The following is a 22,441-nucleotide window of genomic DNA, read 5'->3' as shown; positions in this document are numbered from 1 at the left end:
CCGAAGCGAGCCGCCTGACCAGGGGTTTCCGGGACGTTTACCAGGACGGGCGCAGCGGCCTCTACGGCTTTGTCAGTGCCGTGGTGTGGAATGGATCTCGTGCCCGCACTGGAAGAACCACTGAAGAAAGTGCTCGGCCCTCCCACCGCGAAGGTGATGGCCGAGCATCTCGGCCTGCACACCGTGGGCGACCTGCTGCACCACTACCCGCGCAGATACGAGGAGCGCGGCCAGCTCACCCACCTCGCCGACCTCCCGATGGACGAGCACGTCACGGTCGTCGCCATGGTCGCCGACGCCCGCCTGCACACCTTCGCCTCCAGCAAGGCACCCCGGGGCAAGGGCCAGCGCCTCGAAGTCACCATCACCGACGGCAGCGGCCGCCTCCAACTGGTCTTCTTCGGCAACGGCGTTCACAAGCCCCACAAGGAGCTCCTGCCGGGCACCCGCGCGATGTTCGCGGGCAAGGTCTCCGTCTTCAACCGCCGCATGCAACTGGCACACCCGGCGTACGAGTTGCTGCGCGGCGACTCGGACGAGACCGTCGAGACCTGGGCCGGCGCCCTCATCCCCATCTACCCCGCCACCGCCAAGCTGGAGTCCTGGAAGATCGGCAAGGCCATCCAGACGGTCCTGCCCAGCGCCCAGGAAGCCGTCGACCCGCTCCCCGGCACCCTCCGCGAGGGCCGCGGCCTGGTCACCCTCCCCGAGGCCCTCCTCAAGATCCACCGCCCGCACACCAAGGCGGACATCGAGGACGCCCGCTCCCGCCTCAAGTGGGACGAGGCCTTCGTCCTCCAGGTCGCCCTCGCCCGCCGCCGGCACGCCGACGCCCAACTCCCCGCCGTGGCCCGCCGGCCCAGCCCCGACGGCCTCCTCACCACCTTCGACGCCCGCCTCCCCTTCACCCTCACCGAGGGCCAGCGGAAGGTGTCGAAGGAGATCTTCGACGACCTCGCCACCGAGCACCCGATGCACCGGCTGCTCCAGGGAGAGGTCGGATCGGGAAAGACGATGGTGGCGCTGCGCGCCATGCTCGCTGTCGTCGATGCCGGTGGGCAGGCCGCCATGCTCGCGCCCACCGAGGTGCTGGCGCAGCAGCACCACCGGTCGATCGTCGAGATGATGGGGGAGCTCGCCGAGGGCGGGATGCTGGGCGGTGCCGAGCAGGCGACCAAGGTGGTGCTGCTGACGGGGTCCATGGGCGCGGCCGGGCGGCGGCAGGCGTTGCTCGATCTCGTGACCGGCGAGGCCGGGATCGTCATCGGCACGCACGCCCTGATCGAGGACAAGGTGCAGTTCCACGACCTCGGGCTGGTCGTGGTGGACGAGCAGCACCGGTTCGGTGTGGAGCAGCGCGACGCCCTGCGCGGCAAGGGCAAGCAGCCGCCCCATCTGCTCGTCATGACGGCGACGCCCATTCCGCGCACGGTCGCGATGACGGTCTTCGGCGACCTGGAGACCTCGGTCCTGGACCAGCTCCCGGCCGGCCGCTCGCCCATCGCCTCGCACGTCGTCCCGGCCGCCGACAAACCGCACTTCCTGGCCCGCGCCTGGGAGCGGGTGCGCGAGGAGGTCGGCAACGGCCATCAGGCGTACGTCGTCTGCCCGCGCATCGGCGACGAGGAGGACGACCCGAAGAAGGCCGGCAAGAAGAAGTCCCCCGAGGACGAGGCGGAGAAGCGCCCGCCGCTCGCCGTCCTCGACGTGGCGGACCAGCTCGCCAAGGGGCCGCTCCAGGGCCTGAAGGTCGAGGTCCTGCACGGCCGTATGCATCCCGACGACAAGGACGCCGTCATGCGCCGCTTCGCGGCCGGCGAGACGGACGTGCTGGTCGCCACGACGGTCATCGAGGTCGGTGTGAACGTCCCCAACGCCACCGCGATGGTGATCATGGACGCCGACCGCTTCGGCGTCTCCCAGCTCCACCAGCTGCGCGGCCGCGTCGGCCGTGGCTCGGCGGCGGGCCTGTGCCTGCTGGTCACCGAGATGCCGGAGGCAAGCGCGGCCCGCCAGCGGCTCAACGCCGTCGCCGCCACCCTCGACGGCTTCGAGCTCTCCCGCATCGACCTCGAGCAGCGCCGCGAGGGCGACGTCCTCGGCCAGGCCCAGTCCGGTGCCCGCACCAGCCTGCGGATGCTGGCGGTCATCGAGGACGAGGAGATCATCGCGGAGGCGAGGGAGGAGGCCACGAGCGTCGTGGCGGCCGACCCGGAGCTGACGCGGCTTCCCGGCCTGCGCACGGCCTTGGACGCCCTCCTGGACGAGGAGAGAGAGCAGTACCTGGAAAAGGGGTGAAAGGGAACGGCCCAAGGGGCGCGGGGCTGTATGGACTATGCGGCTACCGCCGCACGGGCGCGACCAGCCACACTGATACCTGAAAGCCGTCCACGACCAAGGACCGAAGATGACCCGCGTGATCGCCGGCACCGCCGGCGGACGTCGCCTGGCCGTCCCGCCAGGGACCGGCACCCGCCCCACCTCCGACCGCGCACGCGAAGGTCTCCTCTCCACCTGGCAGTCCCTCCTGGGCGGCCCGCTGGAGGGTGAACGGGTCCTCGACCTGTACGCGGGCTCAGGCGCCGTCGGCCTGGAGGCACTCTCCCGAGGCGCGAGCCACACCCTCCTCGTCGAAGCCGACGCGCGAGCGGCCCGCGTCGTCCGCGAGAACGTCAAGAACCTCGGCCTCCCCGGCGCCGAGGTCCGCGCGGGCAAAGCCGAACAGATCATCCGAACACCGGCACCGACCGAGCCGTACGACATCGTCTTCCTGGACCCGCCGTACGCGGTCACGGACGACGATCTTCGGGAGATTCTCCTCACACTCCGCTCCGGGGGCTGGCTCGCGCCCGAGGCGCTCGTCACCGTGGAGCGCAGCACCAGAGGCGGGGAATTCCGGTGGCCCGACGGATTTGAAGCGATCCGGGCCCGTCGTTACGGCGAGGGAACGTTTTGGTACGGTCGCGCCGCCTCTACGTGCGAAGACGCACGATGACCGGACCGGAGAGCGAGGGATCACAAGTGCGCCGCGCCGTATGTCCCGGGTCGTTCGACCCGATCACCAACGGACACCTCGACATCATTTCCCGCGCATCCAGGCTGTACGACGAGGTCTACGTCGCAGTCATGATCAACAAGGCCAAGAAGGGCCTGTTCGAGGTCGATGAACGCCTCGACCTGATCCGCGAGGTCACGGCCGAGTACGGGAACGTCCGCATCGAGGCCTTCCACGGCCTGCTCGTCGACTTCTGCAAGCAGCGCGACATCCCGGCCATCGTGAAGGGCCTGCGCGCGGTCAGCGACTTCGACTACGAGCTGCAGATGGCGCAGATGAACAACGGTCTGTCCGGCGTGGAGACGCTGTTCGTGCCGACCAACCCCACCTACAGCTTCCTGTCCTCCTCGCTGGTGAAGGAGGTCGCGACGTGGGGCGGTGACGTGTCCCACCTGGTGCCGCCGGTGGTGCTTGAGGCCCTCAACAAGCGTCTGCGCCAAGGCTGAACGGGCGGCTACAGTCGTTCCGTCCGTCTCCATCACAGCTGTAGAGAGTGGCGAGCACACGGTGGACGTACAGAACAAGCTCGACGAGATCGTCGCGGCGGTCTCTGGTGCCCGGTCGATGCCGATGTCGGCCTCGTGCGTGGTCAACCGCGCCGAACTGCTCTCCTTGCTGGAAGAGGTCCGCGCGGCCCTGCCCGGCTCCCTCGCCCAGGCCCAGGAGCTGATCGGCGACCGCGAGCAGATGGTCGAGCAGGCCCGCCAGGAGGCCGAGCGCATCATCGGGCAGGCGCACGCCGAGCGCGGTTCGCTGATCTCCGACACCGAGGTCGCCCGCCGCTCCCAGGTCGAGGGCGACCGCATCCTCGCCGAGGCCCGCAAGGAGGCCGAGGACGTCCGCGCGGAGGCCGACGACTACGTCGACTCCAAGCTCGCCAACTTCGAGGTCGTCCTCACCAAGACCCTCGGCTCCGTCGGCCGGGGCCGCGAGAAGCTCCTCGGCACCGGACCCGGCCTCGACGAGCAGGGCTACGAGGACGAGGACGCCCCGGAGCGCAGCCACGACCCGGAGACCCTGCGCCGGACGGCCGACCAGTACGTCGACGCCAAGCTCGGCGCCTTCGAGGCCGTGCTCGCCAAGACCCTGGAGGCCGTCGGCCGCGGCCGGCAGAAGCTGCACGGCCGGATCGCCAGCGACGACCTCGGCGCCCTGTCCGACGACCTGAGCACCGTCCAGCACTCCAGCGACGCCGACTACCTCGCCGACCTCGCCGCGCTCGCGGAGCAGGACACCGCGGCCGCCCCGGCCGAGCAGCCGTCGCCGGCCGTACCGGCGCAGCCGCAGTACGACCCGCAGCCCATGCAGCCGGCGTACGGCTACCAGCAGACGGACACCTACGGCGGTTATCCGCAGCAGCAGGGCTACGCCCAGCAGCAGGACCCGTACGGCTACCAGCAGGCCGATCCGTACGCCTATCAGAACTACGACCAGCAGCAGGCCGGCTACGACCAGCAGCAGGCGGGCTACGACCAGCAGCAGCCCCAGCAGGCCGCCCACCAGTCGTACGCCCTCGACGAGACCAGCCTCTTCGACACGAGCATGATCACTCCGGAGCAGCTGAGGGCGTACGAGCAGGGGCGCGGCCAGTAAGGGACCACCGGATTGGGCCGTGAGCGAAAGGTCCAGTATCCTGGCTCTTCGGTCGCGCGTACGTCCGCGATCAACGCTGCCCGGGAGCACCGCAGGGCAGTGACCCCCTGAGCTCAGCAGATCGAAAGCAGGAATGGCGTGACAGCCCGCCTCGACCACCGCAACCCTCTCGTGTTCGACACACACGAGCTGGGTCGGCGGCCCGGTGCGCTGCAGCGCCTGACCCGTACGGTCGACGCCCCCAAGGATCTCGGTATCCAGGGAGTCGTCGGAGTGCCGGAAGGCGCCCCGGTGGAGCTCGAACTCCGGCTCGAGTCGGTCATGGAAGGGGTGCTTGTCACAGGCACCGCCCGTGCACAGGCCGAGGGGGAGTGCGTAAGGTGTCTGGAGCCGCTTCAGCTCGACGTCGAAGCGGATTTCCAGGAGATGTTCTCGTACCCTGACGCCGACGACCGGGGCCGCGTCCAAGCGGAACCCGGCGACGACGCCGAGGACGACGAGGACAGGCTCTTTCTCGAGGACGGCTTGTTCGACCTCGAACCCGTGCTGCGTGATGCGGTGGTGCTCGCACTGCCGATGCAGCCGGTGTGCCAGGAAGACTGCCCCGGCCTGTGCTCCGAGTGCGGAGCCCGGCTGGCGGACGACCCGGACCACCACCATGACGCCGTCGACATTCGTTGGGCGGCACTGAAGGGACTCGCCGGTTCACTCGGAGACGGCGAGAAGGACGAGATGAGCGGCGCCGAAGCGGAAGCGGGCGTCGACGAGAAGCAGGAGAAGTAGCCGTGGCTGTTCCGAAGCGGAAGATGTCGCGCAGCAACACGCGCCACCGCCGGTCGCAGTGGAAGGCTGCGGTCCCCACCCTGGTTGCGTGCGAGCGCTGCCACGAGCCCAAGCAGCAGCACATCGCGTGCCCGTCTTGCGGCACTTACAACAAGCGCCAGGTCCTCGAGGTCTGAGCGGCTGGTGAGAGGCACTGTGTCCACGCCTAAGAAGAACGCTGCGGACAACACAGCCTCGTCCCACACGCTGTTGGAAGGGCGGCTCGGGTACAAGCTCGAGTCCGCCCTTCTGGTGCGTGCGCTGACCCACCGGTCCTACGCGTACGAGAACGGCGGTCTGCCGACCAACGAGCGGCTGGAGTTCCTCGGGGACTCCGTCCTGGGTCTCGTGGTCACGGACACGCTGTACCGAACCCACCCCGATCTGCCCGAGGGCCAGCTGGCCAAGCTGCGGGCCGCGGTGGTCAATTCGCGTGCGCTGGCGGAGGTCGGCCGTGGGCTCGACCTGGGCTCCTTCATCCGGCTCGGCCGTGGTGAAGAGGGCACGGGCGGCCGGGACAAGGCGTCCATCCTCGCCGACACCCTGGAAGCGGTGATCGGCGCGGTCTATCTCGACCAGGGACTGGAATCGGCGGCGGAGCTGGTGCACCGTCTGTTCGACCCGCTGATCGAGAAGTCCTCGAATCTCGGAGCCGGCCTGGACTGGAAGACCAGTCTCCAGGAGCTCACCGCGACCGAGGGGCTCGGCGTGCCCGAGTACCTGGTCACGGAGACCGGCCCGGACCACGAGAAGACCTTCACTGCTGCCGCCCGCGTCGGAGGCGTCTCGTACGGCACCGGCACCGGCCGCAGCAAGAAGGAGGCGGAGCAGCAGGCAGCTGAATCCGCGTGGCGGTCCATCAAGGACGCCGCGGAGGAGCGTGCCAAGAAGGCGGCCGCGAACGCCGACGAGCCCGACGCGGACGCGTCGTCGGCCTCCGCCTGACCGAACGAAGAGCGCGATCCGAGCGCCCGACCCTCAGCCGGGGCGGGCGCTCGGCCCATTGAGCAGGCTCTGAGGGGGCACGTAGCGGTACGACAGCCCTACGTCCCCTCGCAGGTGTACAGGGGATCCGATGCCCGAGTTGCCCGAGGTCGAGGTCGTGCGGCGTGGCCTGGAGCGGTGGGTCGCCCATCGCACGGTCGCCGACGCCGAGGTGCTGCACCCGCGTGCCGTACGGCGGCACATCGCCGGCGCGGACGACTTCGCGCACCGGCTGAAGGGCCACCGCATCGGCGTCCCCAGCCGCCGCGGCAAGTACCTGTGGCTGCCCCTGGAGGACACCGCCCAGTCGGTCCTGGCCCACCTCGGCATGAGCGGTCAGCTGCTGGTCCAGCCGCACACCGCGGCGGACGAGAAGCACCTCAGGATCCGGGTGCGTTTCGCGGACGCGCTCGGCACCGAGCTGCGGTTCGTGGACCAACGCACCTTCGGCGGGCTGTCGTTGCACGACACCACCCCGGACGGACTGCCCGACGTCATCGCGCACATCGCACGCGACCCGCTGGACCCGCTCTTCGACGACGAGGCCTTCCATCAGGCCCTGCGCCGCAAGCGCAGCACCATCAAACGGGCCCTGCTCGACCAGTCGTTGATCAGCGGCGTCGGCAACATCTATGCGGACGAGGCCCTTTGGCGCGCCCGTCTGCACTACGAGCGCCCCACCGGCACCTTCACCCGCCCGCGTACCCTGGAACTCCTGGGCCATGTACGGGACGTGATGAACGCGGCCCTGTCGGTGGGCGGCACCAGCTTCGACAGCCTGTACGTCAACGTCAACGGCGAGTCGGGCTACTTCGACCGCTCACTCGACGCGTACGGCCGTGAGGGGCTGCCCTGCAAGCGGTGCGGCACGCCGATGCGCCGACGGCCCTGGATGAACCGGTCCAGCTACTTCTGCCCGAAGTGTCAGAGGGCGCCGCGCGTCTCGTCGTAGCTCCGGCGTGCTTCGAGCACGTCGTCCATCTGGCCCTCCACGAAGTGGATGAGGCTCAGCAGCCGCTCCGCGACCCCGCGCCCGAGGGGCGTCAGCTCGTAGTCGACCCGCGGCGGATTCGTCGGCTGGGCGTCGCGGCGTACCAGGCCGTCCCGCTCCAGGGCGTGCAGCGTCTGGGACAGCATCTTCTCGCTGACGCCGTCGACCCGTCGGCGCAGCTCGTTGAAGCGCAGCGAGCCCTCGTGCAGGGCGCTCAGAGTCAGTCCGCCCCAGCGGCCCGTGACGTGCTCCAGCGTGACGCGCGAGGGGCAGGCCTTCGCGAACACGTTGTACGGGAGGTCCTGCGCCTCCATGAGCTCCTGCGTGGTGTCCATGACTGAAGCGTACTCGAACGCAGCGCTAACTGGCAGGTTGCACTAACCAGAAGTTAGTGCTTTCCTTTGGTTACCGCCAACGAGCTGTCTATCCACAGGAGTGCCCACGTGACCACCCCCGTCGTCTCCATCGCCTACCACTCCGGCTTCGGCCACACCGCCGTGATCGCCGAGGCCGTCCGTGCCGGTGCCGTCGAGGCCGGTGCCGAGGTGCACCTGATCAAGGTGGACGAGATCACCGAGGAGCAGTGGGCGATCCTGGACGCCTCGGACGCCATCGTCTTCGGCTCGCCGACCTACATGGGCACCGCGTCCGGCGCCTTCCACGTCTTCGCCGAGGCCACCTCGAAGCGCTGGGCCGAGCGGGCCTGGACGGACAAGCTGGCCGCCGGCTTCACCAACTCCGCCTCCAAGAGCGGCGACAAGCTGCACACCCTGCAGTTCTTCCAGATCCTGGCCGCCCAGCTCGGCATGCACTGGGTCAACCTCGGCCTGCTCCCGGGCTGGAACCACAGCGCCGGTTCCGAGAACGACATCAACCGCCTCGGCTTCTTCGCCGGCGCCGCCGCTCAGACCAACGCCGACCAGGGCCCGGAGGCCGTCCACAAGGCCGACGTGGCGACGGCCGAGCACCTGGGCCGCCGGGTGACGGAGACCGCGAAGACGTTCGCCCTGGGCCGCGCCGCGGTCGCCGCGTAGGCGCGCTCGCGCGGGCGTCCACGCACGAGGGGCTCCCACCCGGTGACGGCCGGGCGGGAGCCCCTCGTGCGTGGAGGACGGCCTGGTAGCCGAAGAAGTGAAGGGCCGGGTCTCTGACCTGCGGCCGTTTAATCGATCAACGCTGCGACCTGCGACTTAGGTGTCGGTGGTTGTCAGCGTTGGTCGTCGTTGAGTGCCCTCTAACGGCCCGGACGCGGCCCAGAAGGGCCGCCACCGTCATGCCCCTCGGGCGAGGATGACCGTCGAAAGGGCTACGCCACTTGCCGCGACACCGGTGTGTAGAGCGATCCACAGGTGGTAGAGGCGCATCTTAAAGATCTTCGGGAAGCGCTGACGCTGCTGCGTGTGTAGCTGTGCCCATCCGTCATCGATGCGGAGTGACGGCAGGCGTTCTTCGATGCTCTGGCTGAACCGTCGAGCTGCCCTGTGATGCAGGACGGAGCGTTCGTGGTACTTGAGGCAGGCGAGCACGCCATAGGCTCCGAGGCCAACCATGGGCAGGGATATGACCAGCATGATCATTTCGAGGCCGCGTTGGGCAGTGAACCCGAGTGCAGCGGAGGCAATGATGATGATCAAGTTGCTGAGCGTGGCGCGCTGAGTTTCGAGCTGCCGAGCTTGGTTGTGTTGCTCTTGATACATCTGAAGCAGTACTTCAACGTCGCCAGCCATCGAGCCCCCCAGGCGTCTGCCAGCAGTCCAGGGGTGCTTACCCGGGCCGTTCGGTGCCCACGCGATCAACCGAGCGGCTTTGGACCGGAGTCTCAATGACTCAGTCAGCGCCGCTGCCTCTCTCCCGCGAAGGGCACGGGGCCGCCGCCGGCCGCCGCTTTAGGAGCGAGGTAGGGCAACTGCTGCTCTGACCTGGGAAGTGACCACATGGACGGATCGAGGGGCAGTCGCCCGCCGGCACCGCCGTTCCCCGTGGTTCCCCGCTGGATCTGGCACGAGAGTGGCACGAGGGCGCGCACCGCCATCGGCAGCACGCGCCCAGGGCTACTCAGAGGGGTCAACCGCCGACGGTGGTAGCGATCCAGCCGACAGACTCGGCGGCGTGCTTGCCGTCGGCCAGGGCCGCACCGTTGCCGACGAGCTCATTGAGCCGGATCTTGAACCCGTTGATGTTGACGCCGTGGATGCGCACACCGGGAGTGTCCGGGCCGAGGAACGTCTGGACCTGGACGAAGACGATGACTTCAGAGTTGGGCGGGAACGGAGTGGGGAAGGTGACCTGGGTGAAGGTGGAGGTGTCGCCGCCGCTGGTCTCGGTGGGGTTGGTGGATGAGAGGTCGAGCCGACCCGTCTGGATCATGGCCATGCGTCATGCTCCCTTTTGGATGCTGACAGTGACTGCGAAGTAGCGTCAGCTCGCGAGAGCTCCCACATCGCTGTTGGGGTGCCGTCGCGCGCTGGTTGCCTACCAGCACGCCGACCGCCCGGGATCTCGTAGAGACGCCGTGCTTCTACGTGCACACCCATTTCCTTCTCCAGCTTGCGAAACGGGTTCACTCCGCTGGCCGGGGCGCTCGGTAGTGCCTGCTGGTCGCCCGGTTGCACCGTCGGCCTGCCGAGGCGGCTCGCGCCTGACGGGGCACATGACTGGGTACATCGGCGCGCAGAAATCGTCTTCCGGCTTTGGCGCGGGCGCACGATCTCTGAACTACATGGTGAGACCGAGGCTGATCCACTTGCGCAACCATGGCCCCTTGCCGATCGGCAAGATCTAGGAAAGCAGTGCGAGATTTCGCCGAAACGTGCGGTAGCGGTCGGTGGAGTCTTAATGACCGAGTCAAGCCAGCGAGGTGCCGTCCATCGGCTGAGGACGGCGCCCGTCCGGGACGGCGTGGAGAGCGGCCCGTAGCGCTTCAAGTTCGACATGAGGGAACGGACGGCCCCACTGGGAGGCGTAGCCGTCTTCGCCAAGCTCGTGAGCTACCTGGTCGAAGGCGCGAAGTGCAGCCCTCACGAGGGCCGTGATCGTCTGGTGGCTAGACCAGAGGACAACGCCTGCGCTGTCGGGCTGCTTGAAGTTGGGAGCCCTCAACAGGCGGATCTCGACGTCGGCCCCTTCACGGCGGAAGAGCCACCGGTAGACCTGAGGCTCGCCCTCGAACTCCACCCGTCCCTCCGTGTCCGTCAGTGCCAGTTTCGTGATCGTTTGCAGGAGCTGCTCAGGCCCGTCGGTGACGTAAGACGCGAAGACCTCTGCCTCGCCCTCGTCATCAACTACCTTGCAGAACGCCCAGCCGTGATGACGCAACGTCCAAGTGATCGTGAGCGGACTCATGGCACCCCCCATTTGGTGGCTGCACTTTACTTCGATGCCCTGCGGATGCCTTGGGTCGTGCGGCCGTGGCTGTCGCTCTCCTGGGACGCTGCGATCCGGGCCGCCGCCGCCCGCGTTTCCATACCGGTCCCGGCCGCCGTGAACCTTCCCGCCCGCACCCTGTGCTGGGGAGCGCAGGTCGACGTGCAGCCCATCTTCCGCGTTGGCCGGCATCTCCGCTTCGACCCCGAAGACGTCCGCGTCTGGGTCGAGTCCCACATGGAAAGGGCCGCCTGATGGCCGGACACATCCAAGACCGCTGGTACAAGGTCGAGACAGGCGCCGATGGCAAGACCAGCAAGGTGAAGACCGACCGCTTCGGCGTCTGTCTGCGCTATCGCGCCCGGTATATCGGCCCCGACGGCTCCGAGAAGTCCAAGAGCTTCCCGGACAAGCAGAAGCGCAAGGCAGAACAGTGGTTGGCCAACGTCGAGGCGGACATGTCGCGCGGCGACTACGTCAGTCCGGACGCGGGCAAAGTCACCTTCCAGCAGTACGCCACCGAGTGGATGACCACGCAGATCACTGATCCCCTGACGCGGGAGTCTGTCGAGAGTCGGCTACGGCTCCACGCGATTCCGTACCTGGGCACCCGCCCCATGGGGTCGTTCACGCCGTCGCATCTCCGGTTGTGGCTAAGGACGTTGGAAGACCGAGGGCTGTCGGCGGGGTATCGGCGTGGGATCTTCGCGTACGTTTCGACCGTCTTCACTGCCGCTGTAGAGGACCGGGTCATCCGTGAGAACCCGTGCAGGGCATGGTCTGTTCGGGCGCCTCGGCTGGAGCCTCGCAAGGTCAAGCCCTGGTCCACCGAACGCGTCATGGCCGTTCGCGCTGCGCTGCCGGATCCCTATCAGGCACTCGTCAGCGTGGCGGCCGGCCTCGGCTTACGACAGGGCGAAGCCTTCGGCCTGGCCGTGGAAGACGTCGACTTCCTGGGCGGTGTCGTGCACGTCGTGCGACAGGTCAAGCTTCTCCAACGCCACCGGCCGGTGTTCGCTCCGCCCAAGGGCGGCAAGGAGCGTGACGTTCCCCTGCCTGAGTCCGTCGCCTTCGCGCTCGCCGCGCACCTGAAGCGTCACCCGGCTACCGAGATCACCTGTGGAAGACCGTCGATGGCCCACCGGTCACAGCGTCGCTGCTCTTCACGGGTTCCGCTGGCCTGGCCCTCGATCGCAACCGCTTCAATGACCGCGTCTGGCGTCCGGCTCTGCGGGCTGTGGACGTCGAGAGGGGCGGGACAACGGCGACACGCGCTGAGGCACTTCTATGCGTCGGTGCTCCTGGACGCGGGGGGGGGAGCATCAAAGCGTTGAGTGAGTACCTGGGCCACCATGACCCCGGCTTCACGCTCCGTACGTACACGCACCTGATGCCGTCGAGTGAGACCCGGACCAGGGCCGCCGTAGATCGCGTCTTCGGGGACGACGAATCTGCGGATGACGGCCCCGAGACGGCCCAGAAGGGTTCCTAGGTCTCTGACCTGCGGTTATCTCAGTAGCCGAAGTCCTGCGTCCACCAAGGGCCGCCGGCTCCGATGTGCACGCCGACGCCGAGGGTCTTGAAGTCGCAGTTCAGGATGTTGGCCTTGTGGCCCGGGCTGTTCATCCAGGCTTCCATGACCGCGGCGGCGTCGGCCTGGCCGCGGGCTATGTTCTCGCCGCCGAGGTCGGTGATGCCTGCCTTCGCCGCCCGGTCCCACGGGGAGGCCCCGTTGGGATCGGTGTGGTCGAAGAAGCCCTGATCGGCCATGGCCTCGCTGAAGTCCTGGGCGAGATCGGCGAGCGCGCTGTTGGCCGCGACCGGGCTGCAGCCCACCTGGGCGCGCTCGTCGTTCACCAGCCGGAGCACCTCGGCCGCGGCAGCGGCCTCGGCGGACACCGTCACGGGGACGTCGGTCTGCTCGTCGGACTTCGGCGGCTTCTTGGTCTGCGGCTTCTCGGGCGCCTTCGTCGCCTTGCGCGACGGCGTGTCCTTCGGCTTCTCGCTGGGCGTGGCCGACGGCTTCTTCGAGGGCGTCTTCGTCGGCGCGGCCGACGAGGTCGACGGAGCCGGCGAGGAGGGCCGCTGGACGTCACGGCTCGTCGAGCCGCCGCTGTCGTCCCGGTCCGCGCTGCCGGACGTGCCGCCCTGTTCGGCGGGGGAGTTGGTCGGGGAGCCGGCCGACTGCACCCGGTCCGAGCCGTTGCCGCCGCCGAGCTGGTAGTTGTCGATGCCCGGCACCACGCCCGCGGCGACCGCGACCGTGCCGATGGCGACCGCGGCGGAGACGCCGAGCAGACCGGTCTTCACCGGCGCCGCGGCCTTCTTCTTGCGGCGGCGGTGCGAGCCCCCGGGACGCCGGGCGCCGGAATCGGGCGTGAAGCCCTCGCTCCGGAAGGCGCCGGTCTCGTCGACCGGGAAGGCGGTGGTGTCGTTGAACCGCGCGTAGTCCTCTTCCGTGGCGAAGAGGTACGCGTCGCTTCGTGCGGAGGCCTCGGCGTAGGCCTCCTGGTGCTCCGGGTGCAGATAGGGCGCGATGCCCCTCGTCGGCCGGTCGCCGGCGTACGAGTCCAGTGGGTCGTGGCTCTCCGTGTAGGAGCCGTCCGTATTCGTGACCCCGGTGGCGCGGCCCGTGGCGGCGCGTCCGGCGGCGGAGCGTCGGTGGCGTCCCATGTCCTGGCCTTCCTCGTCCCTGCGTCTCAACGTCCTCACGGAACTCACACGATCGAGTGAGTTTCATATGAGATTCATTGGGTCGGGACGGTACCGCATGGCGCCAGAGGAAGGAGTGCCCCGAGAGACATTGGCCCGTTAGGTTGCAGTCATGAGCGAGGATGTGCGATTGGTCGCCTGGGTGCGTGGACGCGTCCAAGGTGTGGGTTTTCGCTGGTTCACGCGGGCCAAGGCCCTCGAGATCGGCGGCCTGAGTGGTTTTGCTCTCAATTTGGACGACGGCCGGGTCCAGGTCGTCGCGGAGGGTTCCCGGGGCGGCTGCGAGGGGCTGCTCGACTGGCTCCAGGGCAACGACACGCCCGGGCGGGTCGACGGTGTCACCGAGATCTGGGACACACCTCGCGGGGGTTACGACGGCTTCGCCATCCGTTGAGTCGTTTCTGTAAAGCGACCCAGGCGCAAGCGGAGGGACCTGCCACCGGCAACTGCCCCGAGCAGAAATGAGCAGGTGGTTGCCAAGAACGGCTCGCGGTGGCAGGCTCCGCACTTAAGGATGATCGCCACGCCCCGAGGGGCCCGCCGGACGAGCCGTGTCGCCGTCCGTGGCCGTGTGCGCCCGGGTTTGCCCGCCAATACGGGGCGTGATCGTGTTGACCGTCAAACTTTTTGGTGAGACGCTGAAAGCCCCGCGCACCCTAGCTGTTTGGCGTGGCTGAACGGCAGCACAACTCCAGGCCTGCCAAGCAACCGCGGGTGCGATTCCCTCACGACCCACACCGCATCGGTCGGTCACTCAGTGTGGAGGACCATCCATCATGGCAAAGGCGCTTCTCGGTTACGTCGGCGGCTCCGACCCGCGACTCCTCGCCGAGATGCGACGGCTCCAGCAGCGTGTCCAGGACCTCGAGTCCGAGCTCGGTCGGATCCAGGCCGAGAACGACGCGCTGACGGCTGCCGCTTCTCACGACAGGATCATGGAGAGCATCGACGCACACCAGGCGGAGCCTGCGCTCACCTGATCACTGCATCGCTCCACAACAGCTACAGCAGTGGTTGGGCAGCCCGTATCAACCGCTAAGTTGTCGGACGACTGGGTCTGCCAGCCGTTCAGAAGTTGCAAGGGACGCTTCGGCGTCCCTTCTTTCTTTCCCCCGCATCCTTTCACCCTCTTTAACGTCTGGTGTGCCCTGCACGTTCACCGGTGAAACCGTGCGTTCATGGAGCGAGACTTCCCCGGAAGGTAGAGTCCACCGGCGTGCACCTCAAGGCCCTGACCCTCCGAGGGTTCAAGTCGTTCGCCTCGGCGACCACGCTCCGGTTCGAGCCGGGCATCACGTGCGTCGTCGGTCCGAACGGCTCGGGCAAGTCCAACGTCGTGGACGCGCTCAGCTGGGTCATGGGCGAGCAGGGCGCCAAGTCGCTGCGCGGCGGCAAGATGGAGGACGTCATCTTCGCCGGCACCACCGGCCGCCCCCCGCTGGGCCGCGCCGAGGTGTCGCTGACCATCGACAACTCCGACGGGGCACTGCCCATCGAGTACTCCGAGGTCACCATCACGCGGATCATGTTCCGCAACGGCGGCAGCGAGTACCAGATCAACGGTGACACCTGTCGCCTTCTCGACATCCAGGAACTGCTCTCCGACTCCGGTATCGGCCGCGAGATGCACGTCATCGTCGGGCAGGGGCAGCTCGACTCCGTCCTGCACGCCGACCCGATGGGCCGCCGCGCCTTCATCGAAGAGGCGGCCGGCGTCCTCAAGCACCGCAAGCGCAAGGAGAAGGCGCTGCGCAAGCTGGACGCGATGCAGGCCAACCTCGCGCGCGTGCAGGACCTCACCGACGAACTGCGCCGCCAGCTCAAGCCGCTGGGCCGCCAGGCGGCCGTCGCCCGCAGGGCCGCCGTCATCCAGGCGGACCTGCGCGACGCCCGGCTCCGCCTCCTCGCCGACGATCTCGTACGGCTGCGGGAGGCGCTGCAGGCCGAGGTCGCCGACGAGGCCGCGCTGAAGGAGCGCAAGGAGGCCGCCGAGCAGGAGCTGAAGAAGGCGCTCCAGCGCGAGGCCCTTCTGGAGGGCGAGGTCCGCCGGCTCACCCCGCGCCTGCAGCGGGCCCAGCAGACCTGGTACGAGCTGTCCCAGCTCGCCGAGCGGGTGCGCGGCACGATCTCGCTGGCCGACGCGCGTGTGAAGAGCGCGACGTCCGCGCCGCCGGAGGAGCGCCGGGGCCGGGACCCCGAGGACATGGAGCGCGAGGCCGCCCGCATCCGCGAGCAGGAGGCCGAGCTGGAGGCGGCCCTCGAAGCGGCCGAGCGGGCGCTGGAGGACACGGTCGCCCACCGCGCCGAACTGGAGCGGGAGCTCGGCCTCGAGGAACGCCGGCTGAAGGACGTGGCCCGCGCCATCGCCGACCGCCGCGAGGGCCTGGCCCGGCTGAACGGCCAGGTCAACGCGGCCCGTTCGCGTGCCGCCGCCGCCCAGTCCGAGATCGACCGGCTTGCCGCGGCCCGGGACGAGGCCCAGGAGCGGGCCGTCTCCGCCCAGGAGGAGTACGAGGCGCTCAAGGCCGAGGTCGACGGACTGGACGCCGGCGACGCGGAACTCGGCGAGCAGCACGACACGGCGAAGGCCCAGCTCGCGGAGGCGGAGGCCGCCCTGACGGCGGCCCGCGAGGCGGCCACCGCGACCGAGCGCAGGCGCGCCGCGACCCAGGCCCGCCACGAGGCGCTGGCCATGGGCCTGCGCCGCAAGGACGGCACGGGCGCGCTGCTCGGCGCGAAGGATCGCCTCACAGGGCTGCTGGGCCCTGCCGCGGAACTGCTGACCGTGACACCGGGCTACGAGGTACCGCTGGCGGCGGCGTTCGGAGCGGCGGCGGACGCCATCGCCGTGACCTCACCGTCCGCAGCGGCAGAGGCGATCCGTCTGCTGCGGAAGCAGGACGCGGGCAGGGCTTCCCTTCTGCTCGCCGGTGCACCGGAGGCGCCCCTCAGGGCCGCGGGGAACGGCGCGACCGGCCACGACGAACCCGCACCCGCCGGACGGCATCACGCGGCAGATCTGGTCCGCGGCCCTTCCGACCTCATGCCCGCCATCCGCCGCCTCCTGCACGGCATCGTCGTCGTGGGCACCCTCGAAGAGGCCGAGGACCTCGTCTACACCCACCCCCACCTCACCGCCGTGACCGCCGAAGGCGACCTCCTCGGCGCCCACTTCGCCCACGGCGGCTCCGCGGGCGCACCCAGCCTCCTCGAAGTGCAGGCCTCCGTGGACGAGGCCGCCGCCGAACTCGAAGAGCTGGCCGTCCGCTGCGAGGAAGTCACCGGCGCGCAGCACGCGGCCACCGAGCGGCGCAAGGAATGTGCGGCGCTCGTCGAGGAACTGGGGGAGCGGCGCAGGGCGGCCGACCGGGAGAAGTCGTCCGTGGCGCAGCAGCTCGGCCGGCTCGCCGGGCAGGCGCGCGGTGCCGCGGGCGAGGCCGAGCGGTCCGTCGCCGCCGCCGCGCGGGCCCAGGAGGCCCTCGACAAGGCGCTCATGGATGCCGAGGAACTGGCCGAGCGGCTCGCCGTGGCCGAGGAGATGCCGGTCGAGGAGGAGCCCGACACCTCGGCCCGGGACCGGCTCGCCGCCGACGGCGCCAACGCCCGGCAGACCGAGATGGAGGCCCGCCTCCAGGTCCGTACGCACGAGGAGCGGGTCAAGGGACTGGCCGGACGGGCCGACTCGCTGGACCGGGCCGCCCGCGCCGAACGCGAGGCACGCGCGCGTGCCGAGCAGCGGCGGGCGCGGCTGCGCCACGAAGCGGCCGTCGCGGAGGCCGTCGCCTCCGGTGCGCGGCAGCTGCTGGCGCATGTAGAGGTCTCCCTCGCCCGGGCCGAGGAGGAGCGCGGCGCGGCGGAATCCGCCAAGGCCCTGCGCGAACAGGAGCTGACCGCCGCCCGCAACGCCGGCCGGGACCTCAAGGCCGAACTCGACAAGCTCACCGACTCCGTGCACCGCGGCGAGGTCCTCGGCGCCGAGAAACGGATGCGGATCGAGCAGCTGGAGACCAAGGCGCTGGAGGAGCTGGGCGTGGAGCCCGCCGGACTCGTCTCCGAGTACGGCCCCCACCAGCTCGTACCGCCGTCCCTGGCCGCCGAGGGCGAGCAGCTTCCCGACGACCCCGAGCACCCCCGCAACCAGCCCAAGCCGTTCGTGCGGGCCGAGCAGGAGAAGCGGCTCAAGGCCGCCGAGCGGGCCTACCAGCAGCTCGGCAAGGTCAACCCGCTCGCCCTGGAGGAGTTCGCGGCGCTGGAGGAGCGGCACAAGTTCCTCAGCGAGCAACTGGAGGACCTGAAGAAGACCCGCGCCGACCTGCTCCAGGTCGTCAAGGAGGTCGACGAACGCGTCGAGCAGGTCTTCACCGAGGCGTACTGGGACACGGCCCGGGAGTTCGAGGGCGTCTTCAGTCGGCTCTTCCCGGGCGGTGAGGGGCGGTTGATCCTGACCGATCCCGACAACATGCTCACCACGGGTGTCGACGTCGAGGCGCGTCCGCCGGGCAAGAAGGTCAAGCGGCTGTCGCTGCTCTCGGGTGGTGAGCGTTCACTCACCGCCGTCGCGATGCTGGTGTCGATCTTCAAGGCGCGGCCGAGCCCGTTCTACGTCATGGACGAGGTCGAGGCCGCCCTCGACGACACCAACCTCCAGCGGCTGATCCGCATCATGCAGGAGCTCCAGGAAGCCTCCCAGCTGATCGTGATCACCCATCAGAAGCGCACGATGGAGGTCGCCGACGCGCTGTACGGCGTCTCCATGCAGGGCGACGGCGTGTCGAAGGTCATCAGCCAGAAGCTGCGCTGACCCCCGGGCTGCTCGGCCGCGGGCCTGCCCCGACCGCCCTTCACCTCTTCACCTTCACTTCAAGAAGTGAACACTTGCTACTCGGATGCGTCTCTAAAGTCACAGCAGCCTCCCTATTGACTTCGATACTTGAAGGCATAGGGTCTCCCACGTTGCTTTTAACTTCAGGTATCACGGCCTGAAGCGGCTGTCCCCCACCCGGCAGCGTTGCCGGTGCCCGAGGAGTACACGTGACCAGCACAGCGCAGGCGTCCACACCAGGAGCCAAGGCGGCCCACCCCGAACATCTCGGGCACGTCGTCTTCATCACCGCGGCAGCCGCCATGGGCGGCTTCCTGTTCGGTTATGACAGCTCCGTCATCAACGGAGCCAACGGCGGCATCCAGGCCCGGTTCGACCTCAGCTCGGGCGTCACCGGTACCGTCGCCGCCAGTGCCCTGCTCGGCAGCGCCCTCGGCGCCGCGATCGCCGGCCGCATAGCCGACCGCATCGGCCGGATCCGCGTCATGCAGATCGCGGCGGTGCTGTTCGCGGTGAGTGCCGTCGGTTCCGGTCTGCCGTTCGCCGCGTGGGACCTCGCCGCCTGGCGTGTCCTCGGCGGTATCGCCATCGGTATGGCCTCGGTCATCGGCCCGGCCTACATCGCCGAGGTCGCCCCGCCCGCCTACCGAGGCCGGCTCGCCTCCTTCCAGCAGGCCGCCATCGTCATCGGCATCGCCATCTCGCAGCTGGTCAACTGGGCCCTGCTGAACATGGCCGACGGCGAGGAGCGTGGCACCATCGCGGGCCTGGAGGCCTGGCAGTGGATGCTCGGCGTGATGCTCGTGCCCGCCGTGATCTACGGCCTGCTGTCCTTCGCCATCCCCGAGTCCCCGCGCTACCTGATCAGCGTCGGCCGTGTCGCCGACGCGAAGAAGGTGCTCGCCGACGTCGAGGGCGGCACCGACCTCGACGGCCGCGTCGCCGAGATCGAGCAGGCCATGAAGAGCGACCACAAGTCGACGTTCAAGGACCTGTTGGGCGGGAAGTTCGGCCTGCTGCCGATCGTGTGGATCGGTATCGGCCTCTCCGTCTTCCAGCAGCTGGTCGGCATCAACGTCATCTTCTACTACTCGAACCTGCTGTGGCAGTCCGTCGGCGTCGACCCGTCGAGCTCGTTCTTCTACTCGTTCGAGACCTCGATCATCAACATCATCGGCACCGTGATCGCGATGATCTTCGTGGACCGGATCGGCCGCAAGCCGCTGGCCCTCATCGGCTCCATCGGCATGGGCATCTCGCTCGCGGCGGCCGCCTGGGCGTTCTCCTTCCAGAACGGCAGCGACCCGCTCCCGACCGCGCAGGGCTACGTGGCGCTGATCGCCGCCAACGCCTTCGTCCTCTTCTTCGCCCTGTCCTGGGGTGTGGTCGTCTGGGTCATGCTCGGCGAGGTCTTCCCGAACAAGATCCGCGCCGCCGCCCTGGGCGTGGCCGCCTCGGCCCAGTGGATCGCCAACTGGCTGATCACGATCACCTTCCCGGACCTGGCGGACTGGAACCTGTCGCTCACCTACGTCATGTACGCGGTGTTCGCCTTCCTCTCCATCCCCTTCATCCTCAAGTTCGTGCCCGAGACCAAGGGCAAGAAGCTGGAGGAGATGGGCTGAGCGGCCCCCTGAACTCGGGGGGAAGGGCCAAGTCCCCGCTGCCCCTCTCCCCGTGACCCCACCGCCGCCCCGGCTCGGCCACTGCCCGAGCCGGGGCGGCGGTGTCGTGTGCGACGGGTCAGGCGTCCAGCGCCGGCAGCACCCGCTCGCAGAAGAGCCGCAGACTCCGCCACCCCTCCTCCGGCGGCATCCCGCCCGACAGCGGATGCAGCACGTAGTTGTCGAACCCCAGCGCCACGCACTCCTCGGGCGTCACGATCCGGTACACGCCCTCGGCGCGCAGCTCCTCCACCGTCGTGGCCGCCGACTTCACCGCCGAGCGGATCTCGCCGGACTGCCAGGAGGCGTAGGTGCGGGCCTCGTGCAGGAAGTGGCGGCCGTGCTCGGCCCAGGTCCGGTCCGGGTCCTCGGCGATGTGCAGCAGCGGCGTCTCGGCGGCCGGCATCATCGTCCAGCCCTCGGTGCCGTACTCCACCAGGAGCTCCTTGTAGTACGCCTCCAGCTCCGGCAGATGCGCGCTGGGGAAGAACGGCAGGCCCAGGCGGGCGGCCCGGCGGGCGGCGGCCTTCGAGGAGCCGCCGACCAGCAGCAGGGGGTGCGGGTCGGTGAACGGGCGCGGGGTGATCCGTACCGTACGGCCCCGGTACTCGAAGGGCTCGCCGGTCCACGCCTTCAGCAGCGTCTCCAGCAGCTCGTCCTGGAGGCGGCCCCGCTGCTTCCACTCCACGTCGAACAGGGCGTACTCCTCGGGCCGGTACCCGATCCCGGCGACCGTGACCAGCCGTCCGCCGCTGAGCAGGTCCAGGACCGCGATCTCCTCGGCGAGCCGCAGCGGGTCGTGCAGCGGGCCGATGATCGCCGAGACGGTGACCGCGACGCGCCGCGTGGCGCCGAAGACGGCGGAGGCGAAGGCGAACGGTGACGGCAGCCAGTTGTTCTCGGCGCCGTGGTGCTCCTCCGTCTGCACCGTGGTGATGCCGTGCTCGTCGGCGTACGCGGCCATCTCCAGGGCCGCCCGGTAGCGGGCGGCGAGCGAGGCGGGGGTTGCGTCGGGCTCGACGAGGTTGAAGCGTACGACCGAGACGGGCATGGGGGTCCCCCTTCACCGGGCGGGTATGAAGGCGGACGTTAGCTGACGGTGTGTCAGACATCCAGAGGGGTGTCGCCGGACTCCATGGCCGATACTGGACGGGTTATGGACATCGTCATCCTTGCTGTAGTCATCGCCGTGGTCGTGCTCGGCGCGCTCGGCGGGCTCATCGTCGGCAGCCGTCGCAAGAAGCAGCTGCCCCCGCCGCCGCCCGCCGCGCCCGACATCACCGCCCCACCGGCCGAGCCGCACGTCGGCGACGAGGCCGAGACACCGCGCGACGAAGAGCGCCGGACCATAGAGGAGGTGGACCTTCCCGACGGCTCGACCGGAGTCGCCGTCGAGGAACCGCCCGTCGTCGAAGAGCTCCCGCCGACCGAGATCGAGGTGCCGGAGCCCACCGCCGGCCGCCTGGTCCGGCTGCGCGCCCGGCTCTCCCGTTCGCAGACCGCACTCGGCAAGGGGCTGCTCACGCTCCTGTCGCGTGAGCATCTCGACGAGGACACCTGGGAGGAGATCGAGGACACGCTGCTCACCGCCGACGTCGGCGTGGCCCCCACCCAGGAACTGGTCGAGGGCCTGCGCGAGCGCGTGAAGGTCCTCGGCACCCGCACTCCGGAGGAACTGCGCGGCCTGCTGCGCGAGGAGCTCCTGAAGCTGGTCGGCACCGACATGGACCGCGTGGTCAAGACCGAGCCCGAGGCCAGCAAGCCCGGCATCGTGATGGTCGTCGGCGTCAACGGCACCGGCAAGACCACCACCACCGGCAAGCTCGCGCGCGTCCTCGTGGCCGACGGCCGCAGCGTGGTGCTGGGCGCCGCCGACACCTTCCGTGCCGCCGCCGCCGACCAGCTCCAGACCTGGGGCGAGCGCGTCGGCGCCTACACCGTGCGCGGTCCGGAGGGCGGCGACCCCGCCTCCGTCGCCTTCGACGCGGTGAAGGAGGGCAAGGAGATGGGCTCCGACGTCGTCCTCATCGACACCGCCGGGCGCCTGCACACCAAGACCGGCCTCATGGACGAGCTCGGCAAGGTCAAGCGGGTCGTGGAGAAGCACGCGCCGCTGGACGAGGTGCTGCTCGTGCTGGACGCCACCACCGGGCAGAACGGCCTCGTGCAGGCCCGTGTCTTCGCCGAGGTCGTCGACATCACCGGCATCGTGCTGACCAAGCTGGACGGCACCGCCAAGGGCGGCATCGTCGTCGCGGTCCAGCGCGAGCTGGGCGTGCCCGTGAAGCTGATCGGGCTGGGGGAGGGCGCCGACGATCTGGCGCCGTTCGAGCCGGAGGCGTTCGTTGACGCCCTTATCGGGGAGTGACACCGGGCCACCGACTTCGGTACGCGGTGCAAGAAGCGCCCGCCCTCCAAGGTGCAGTTGGGAGGCG

At 69.3% G+C, this 22,441-nt stretch carries 22 protein-coding genes; 16 read left to right on the top strand and 6 right to left on the bottom strand.

All coding sequences use genetic code 11. The features are described from left to right. Nucleotides 1-90 precede the first annotated feature (90 nt). The 8 genes from recG to mutM all read left to right on the top strand — a co-directional run bounded on the left by recG (nucleotide 91) and on the right by mutM (nucleotide 7,406). Complete coding sequence (gene recG, locus ACGFW6_RS17910) at nucleotides 91-2,298, top strand: ATP-dependent DNA helicase RecG (protein ID WP_393510119.1); 2,208 nt, start codon at nucleotides 91-93, stop codon at nucleotides 2,296-2,298. Between the two features lie 79 nt (nucleotides 2,299-2,377). After that, nucleotides 2,378-2,995, top strand: a complete 618-nt coding sequence (rsmD, locus tag ACGFW6_RS17905; protein ID WP_393510840.1) for a 16S rRNA (guanine(966)-N(2))-methyltransferase RsmD — start codon at nucleotides 2,378-2,380, stop codon at nucleotides 2,993-2,995. 26 nt (nucleotides 2,996-3,021) lie between these two features. Then, nucleotides 3,022-3,501 carry a pantetheine-phosphate adenylyltransferase gene (gene coaD, locus ACGFW6_RS17900; protein WP_393510837.1) on the top strand — a complete coding sequence of 160 codons (480 nt, stop codon included), beginning with the start codon at nucleotides 3,022-3,024 and terminating at the stop codon, nucleotides 3,499-3,501. Between the two features lie 61 nt (nucleotides 3,502-3,562). Continuing rightward, nucleotides 3,563-4,648 (top strand): cell division initiation protein, encoded by a 1,086-nt coding sequence (locus tag ACGFW6_RS17895; protein WP_393510116.1) that lies wholly within the window; start codon nucleotides 3,563-3,565, stop codon nucleotides 4,646-4,648. Nucleotides 4,649-4,786: 138 nt separating this feature from the next. After that, a complete protein-coding gene (locus ACGFW6_RS17890) occupies nucleotides 4,787-5,431 on the top strand; it encodes a YceD family protein (protein WP_393510113.1) in 645 nt (214 codons plus the stop codon). 2 nt (nucleotides 5,432-5,433) lie between these two features. Further along, the gene (gene rpmF, locus ACGFW6_RS17885; RefSeq protein WP_003951102.1) at nucleotides 5,434-5,607 is read left to right on the top strand and encodes a 50S ribosomal protein L32; all 174 of its coding nucleotides are present in this window, start codon (nucleotides 5,434-5,436) and stop codon (nucleotides 5,605-5,607) included. A gap of 19 nt (nucleotides 5,608-5,626) precedes the next feature. Then, the gene (gene rnc / locus ACGFW6_RS17880) at nucleotides 5,627-6,415 is read left to right on the top strand and encodes a ribonuclease III (RefSeq protein WP_393510111.1); all 789 of its coding nucleotides are present in this window, start codon (nucleotides 5,627-5,629) and stop codon (nucleotides 6,413-6,415) included. Nucleotides 6,416-6,545: 130 nt separating this feature from the next. Beyond that, on the top strand, nucleotides 6,546-7,406 hold the full coding sequence (gene mutM / locus ACGFW6_RS17875) for a bifunctional DNA-formamidopyrimidine glycosylase/DNA-(apurinic or apyrimidinic site) lyase (RefSeq protein WP_393510108.1): 861 nt from the start codon (nucleotides 6,546-6,548) through the stop codon (nucleotides 7,404-7,406). Here mutM and ACGFW6_RS17870 read toward each other — a convergent pair. Then, entirely contained in the window at nucleotides 7,379-7,780 is a 402-nt protein-coding gene (locus tag ACGFW6_RS17870) for a winged helix-turn-helix transcriptional regulator (protein ID WP_393510105.1), read from the bottom strand. The genes mutM and ACGFW6_RS17870 overlap by 28 nt on opposite strands. Before the next feature lie 108 nt (nucleotides 7,781-7,888). On the opposite strand from ACGFW6_RS17870, the gene ACGFW6_RS17865 reads away from it, so the two are divergent. Next, the gene (locus ACGFW6_RS17865; protein WP_393510103.1) at nucleotides 7,889-8,479 is read left to right on the top strand and encodes a flavodoxin family protein; all 591 of its coding nucleotides are present in this window, start codon (nucleotides 7,889-7,891) and stop codon (nucleotides 8,477-8,479) included. Between the two features lie 237 nt (nucleotides 8,480-8,716). Here ACGFW6_RS17865 and ACGFW6_RS17860 read toward each other — a convergent pair whose 3' ends face one another. The 3 genes from ACGFW6_RS17860 to ACGFW6_RS17850 all read right to left on the bottom strand — a co-directional run bounded on the left by ACGFW6_RS17860 (nucleotide 8,717) and on the right by ACGFW6_RS17850 (nucleotide 10,787). Then, nucleotides 8,717-9,172 carry a hypothetical protein gene (locus ACGFW6_RS17860; RefSeq protein ID WP_393510101.1) on the bottom strand — a complete coding sequence of 152 codons (456 nt, stop codon included), beginning with the start codon at nucleotides 9,170-9,172 and terminating at the stop codon, nucleotides 8,717-8,719. 337 nt (nucleotides 9,173-9,509) lie between these two features. Further along, a complete protein-coding gene (locus ACGFW6_RS17855) occupies nucleotides 9,510-9,818 on the bottom strand; it encodes a hypothetical protein (RefSeq protein WP_393510099.1) in 309 nt (102 codons plus the stop codon). Between the two features lie 471 nt (nucleotides 9,819-10,289). Further along, on the bottom strand, nucleotides 10,290-10,787 hold the full coding sequence (locus ACGFW6_RS17850; RefSeq protein ID WP_393510098.1) for a hypothetical protein: 498 nt from the start codon (nucleotides 10,785-10,787) through the stop codon (nucleotides 10,290-10,292). Nucleotides 10,788-10,802: 15 nt separating this feature from the next. On the opposite strand from ACGFW6_RS17850, the gene ACGFW6_RS17845 reads away from it, so the two are divergent. Then, complete coding sequence (locus ACGFW6_RS17845) at nucleotides 10,803-11,063, top strand: hypothetical protein (protein ID WP_393510097.1); 261 nt, start codon at nucleotides 10,803-10,805, stop codon at nucleotides 11,061-11,063. Next, nucleotides 11,063-12,142: a tyrosine-type recombinase/integrase gene (locus tag ACGFW6_RS17840; RefSeq protein WP_393510096.1), complete on the top strand. Its 1,080-nt coding sequence runs from the start codon at nucleotides 11,063-11,065 to the stop codon at nucleotides 12,140-12,142. The genes ACGFW6_RS17845 and ACGFW6_RS17840 overlap by 1 nt, the downstream gene beginning before the upstream one ends. Nucleotides 12,143-12,320: 178 nt before the next feature. Here the strand turns inward: ACGFW6_RS17840 and ACGFW6_RS17835 are convergent, their stop codons facing one another. Next, nucleotides 12,321-13,481, bottom strand: a complete 1,161-nt coding sequence (locus tag ACGFW6_RS17835) for a CAP domain-containing protein (protein ID WP_393510095.1) — start codon at nucleotides 13,479-13,481, stop codon at nucleotides 12,321-12,323. A gap of 151 nt (nucleotides 13,482-13,632) precedes the next feature. Here ACGFW6_RS17835 and ACGFW6_RS17830 point away from each other — a divergent pair, with 151 nt between their 5' ends. The 4 genes from ACGFW6_RS17830 (at nucleotide 13,633) to ACGFW6_RS17815 (ending at nucleotide 19,967) form a co-directional block, all read left to right on the top strand. Then, nucleotides 13,633-13,914, top strand: a complete 282-nt coding sequence (locus ACGFW6_RS17830; RefSeq protein ID WP_393510093.1) for an acylphosphatase — start codon at nucleotides 13,633-13,635, stop codon at nucleotides 13,912-13,914. Between the two features lie 382 nt (nucleotides 13,915-14,296). Beyond that, nucleotides 14,297-14,500 (top strand): hypothetical protein, encoded by a 204-nt coding sequence (locus tag ACGFW6_RS17825; RefSeq protein ID WP_030048901.1) that lies wholly within the window; start codon nucleotides 14,297-14,299, stop codon nucleotides 14,498-14,500. Nucleotides 14,501-14,736: 236 nt separating this feature from the next. Continuing rightward, nucleotides 14,737-18,321, top strand: a complete 3,585-nt coding sequence (smc, locus tag ACGFW6_RS17820; protein WP_393510090.1) for a chromosome segregation protein SMC — start codon at nucleotides 14,737-14,739, stop codon at nucleotides 18,319-18,321. Between the two features lie 230 nt (nucleotides 18,322-18,551). Next, nucleotides 18,552-19,967 carry a sugar porter family MFS transporter gene (locus ACGFW6_RS17815; RefSeq protein ID WP_393510087.1) on the top strand — a complete coding sequence of 472 codons (1,416 nt, stop codon included), beginning with the start codon at nucleotides 18,552-18,554 and terminating at the stop codon, nucleotides 19,965-19,967. A 118-nt stretch (nucleotides 19,968-20,085) separates the two neighbouring features. Here ACGFW6_RS17815 and ACGFW6_RS17810 read toward each other — a convergent pair whose 3' ends face one another. Continuing rightward, the gene (locus tag ACGFW6_RS17810; RefSeq protein ID WP_393510084.1) at nucleotides 20,086-21,057 is read right to left on the bottom strand and encodes an LLM class flavin-dependent oxidoreductase; all 972 of its coding nucleotides are present in this window, start codon (nucleotides 21,055-21,057) and stop codon (nucleotides 20,086-20,088) included. A gap of 105 nt (nucleotides 21,058-21,162) precedes the next feature. Between ACGFW6_RS17810 and ftsY the strand changes: the two genes are divergently transcribed. Beyond that, nucleotides 21,163-22,374 (top strand): signal recognition particle-docking protein FtsY, encoded by a 1,212-nt coding sequence (ftsY, locus tag ACGFW6_RS17805; RefSeq protein WP_393510081.1) that lies wholly within the window; start codon nucleotides 21,163-21,165, stop codon nucleotides 22,372-22,374. Nucleotides 22,375-22,441: the final 67 nt, after the last annotated feature.

This window comes from Streptomyces sp. Y7 (genome assembly GCF_043195415.1).
Taxonomy (GTDB): domain Bacteria; phylum Actinomycetota; class Actinomycetes; order Streptomycetales; family Streptomycetaceae; genus Streptomyces.
Note: the sequence above shows the minus strand (reverse complement) of the source record. Positions and strands in the feature narration are given on the sequence as shown.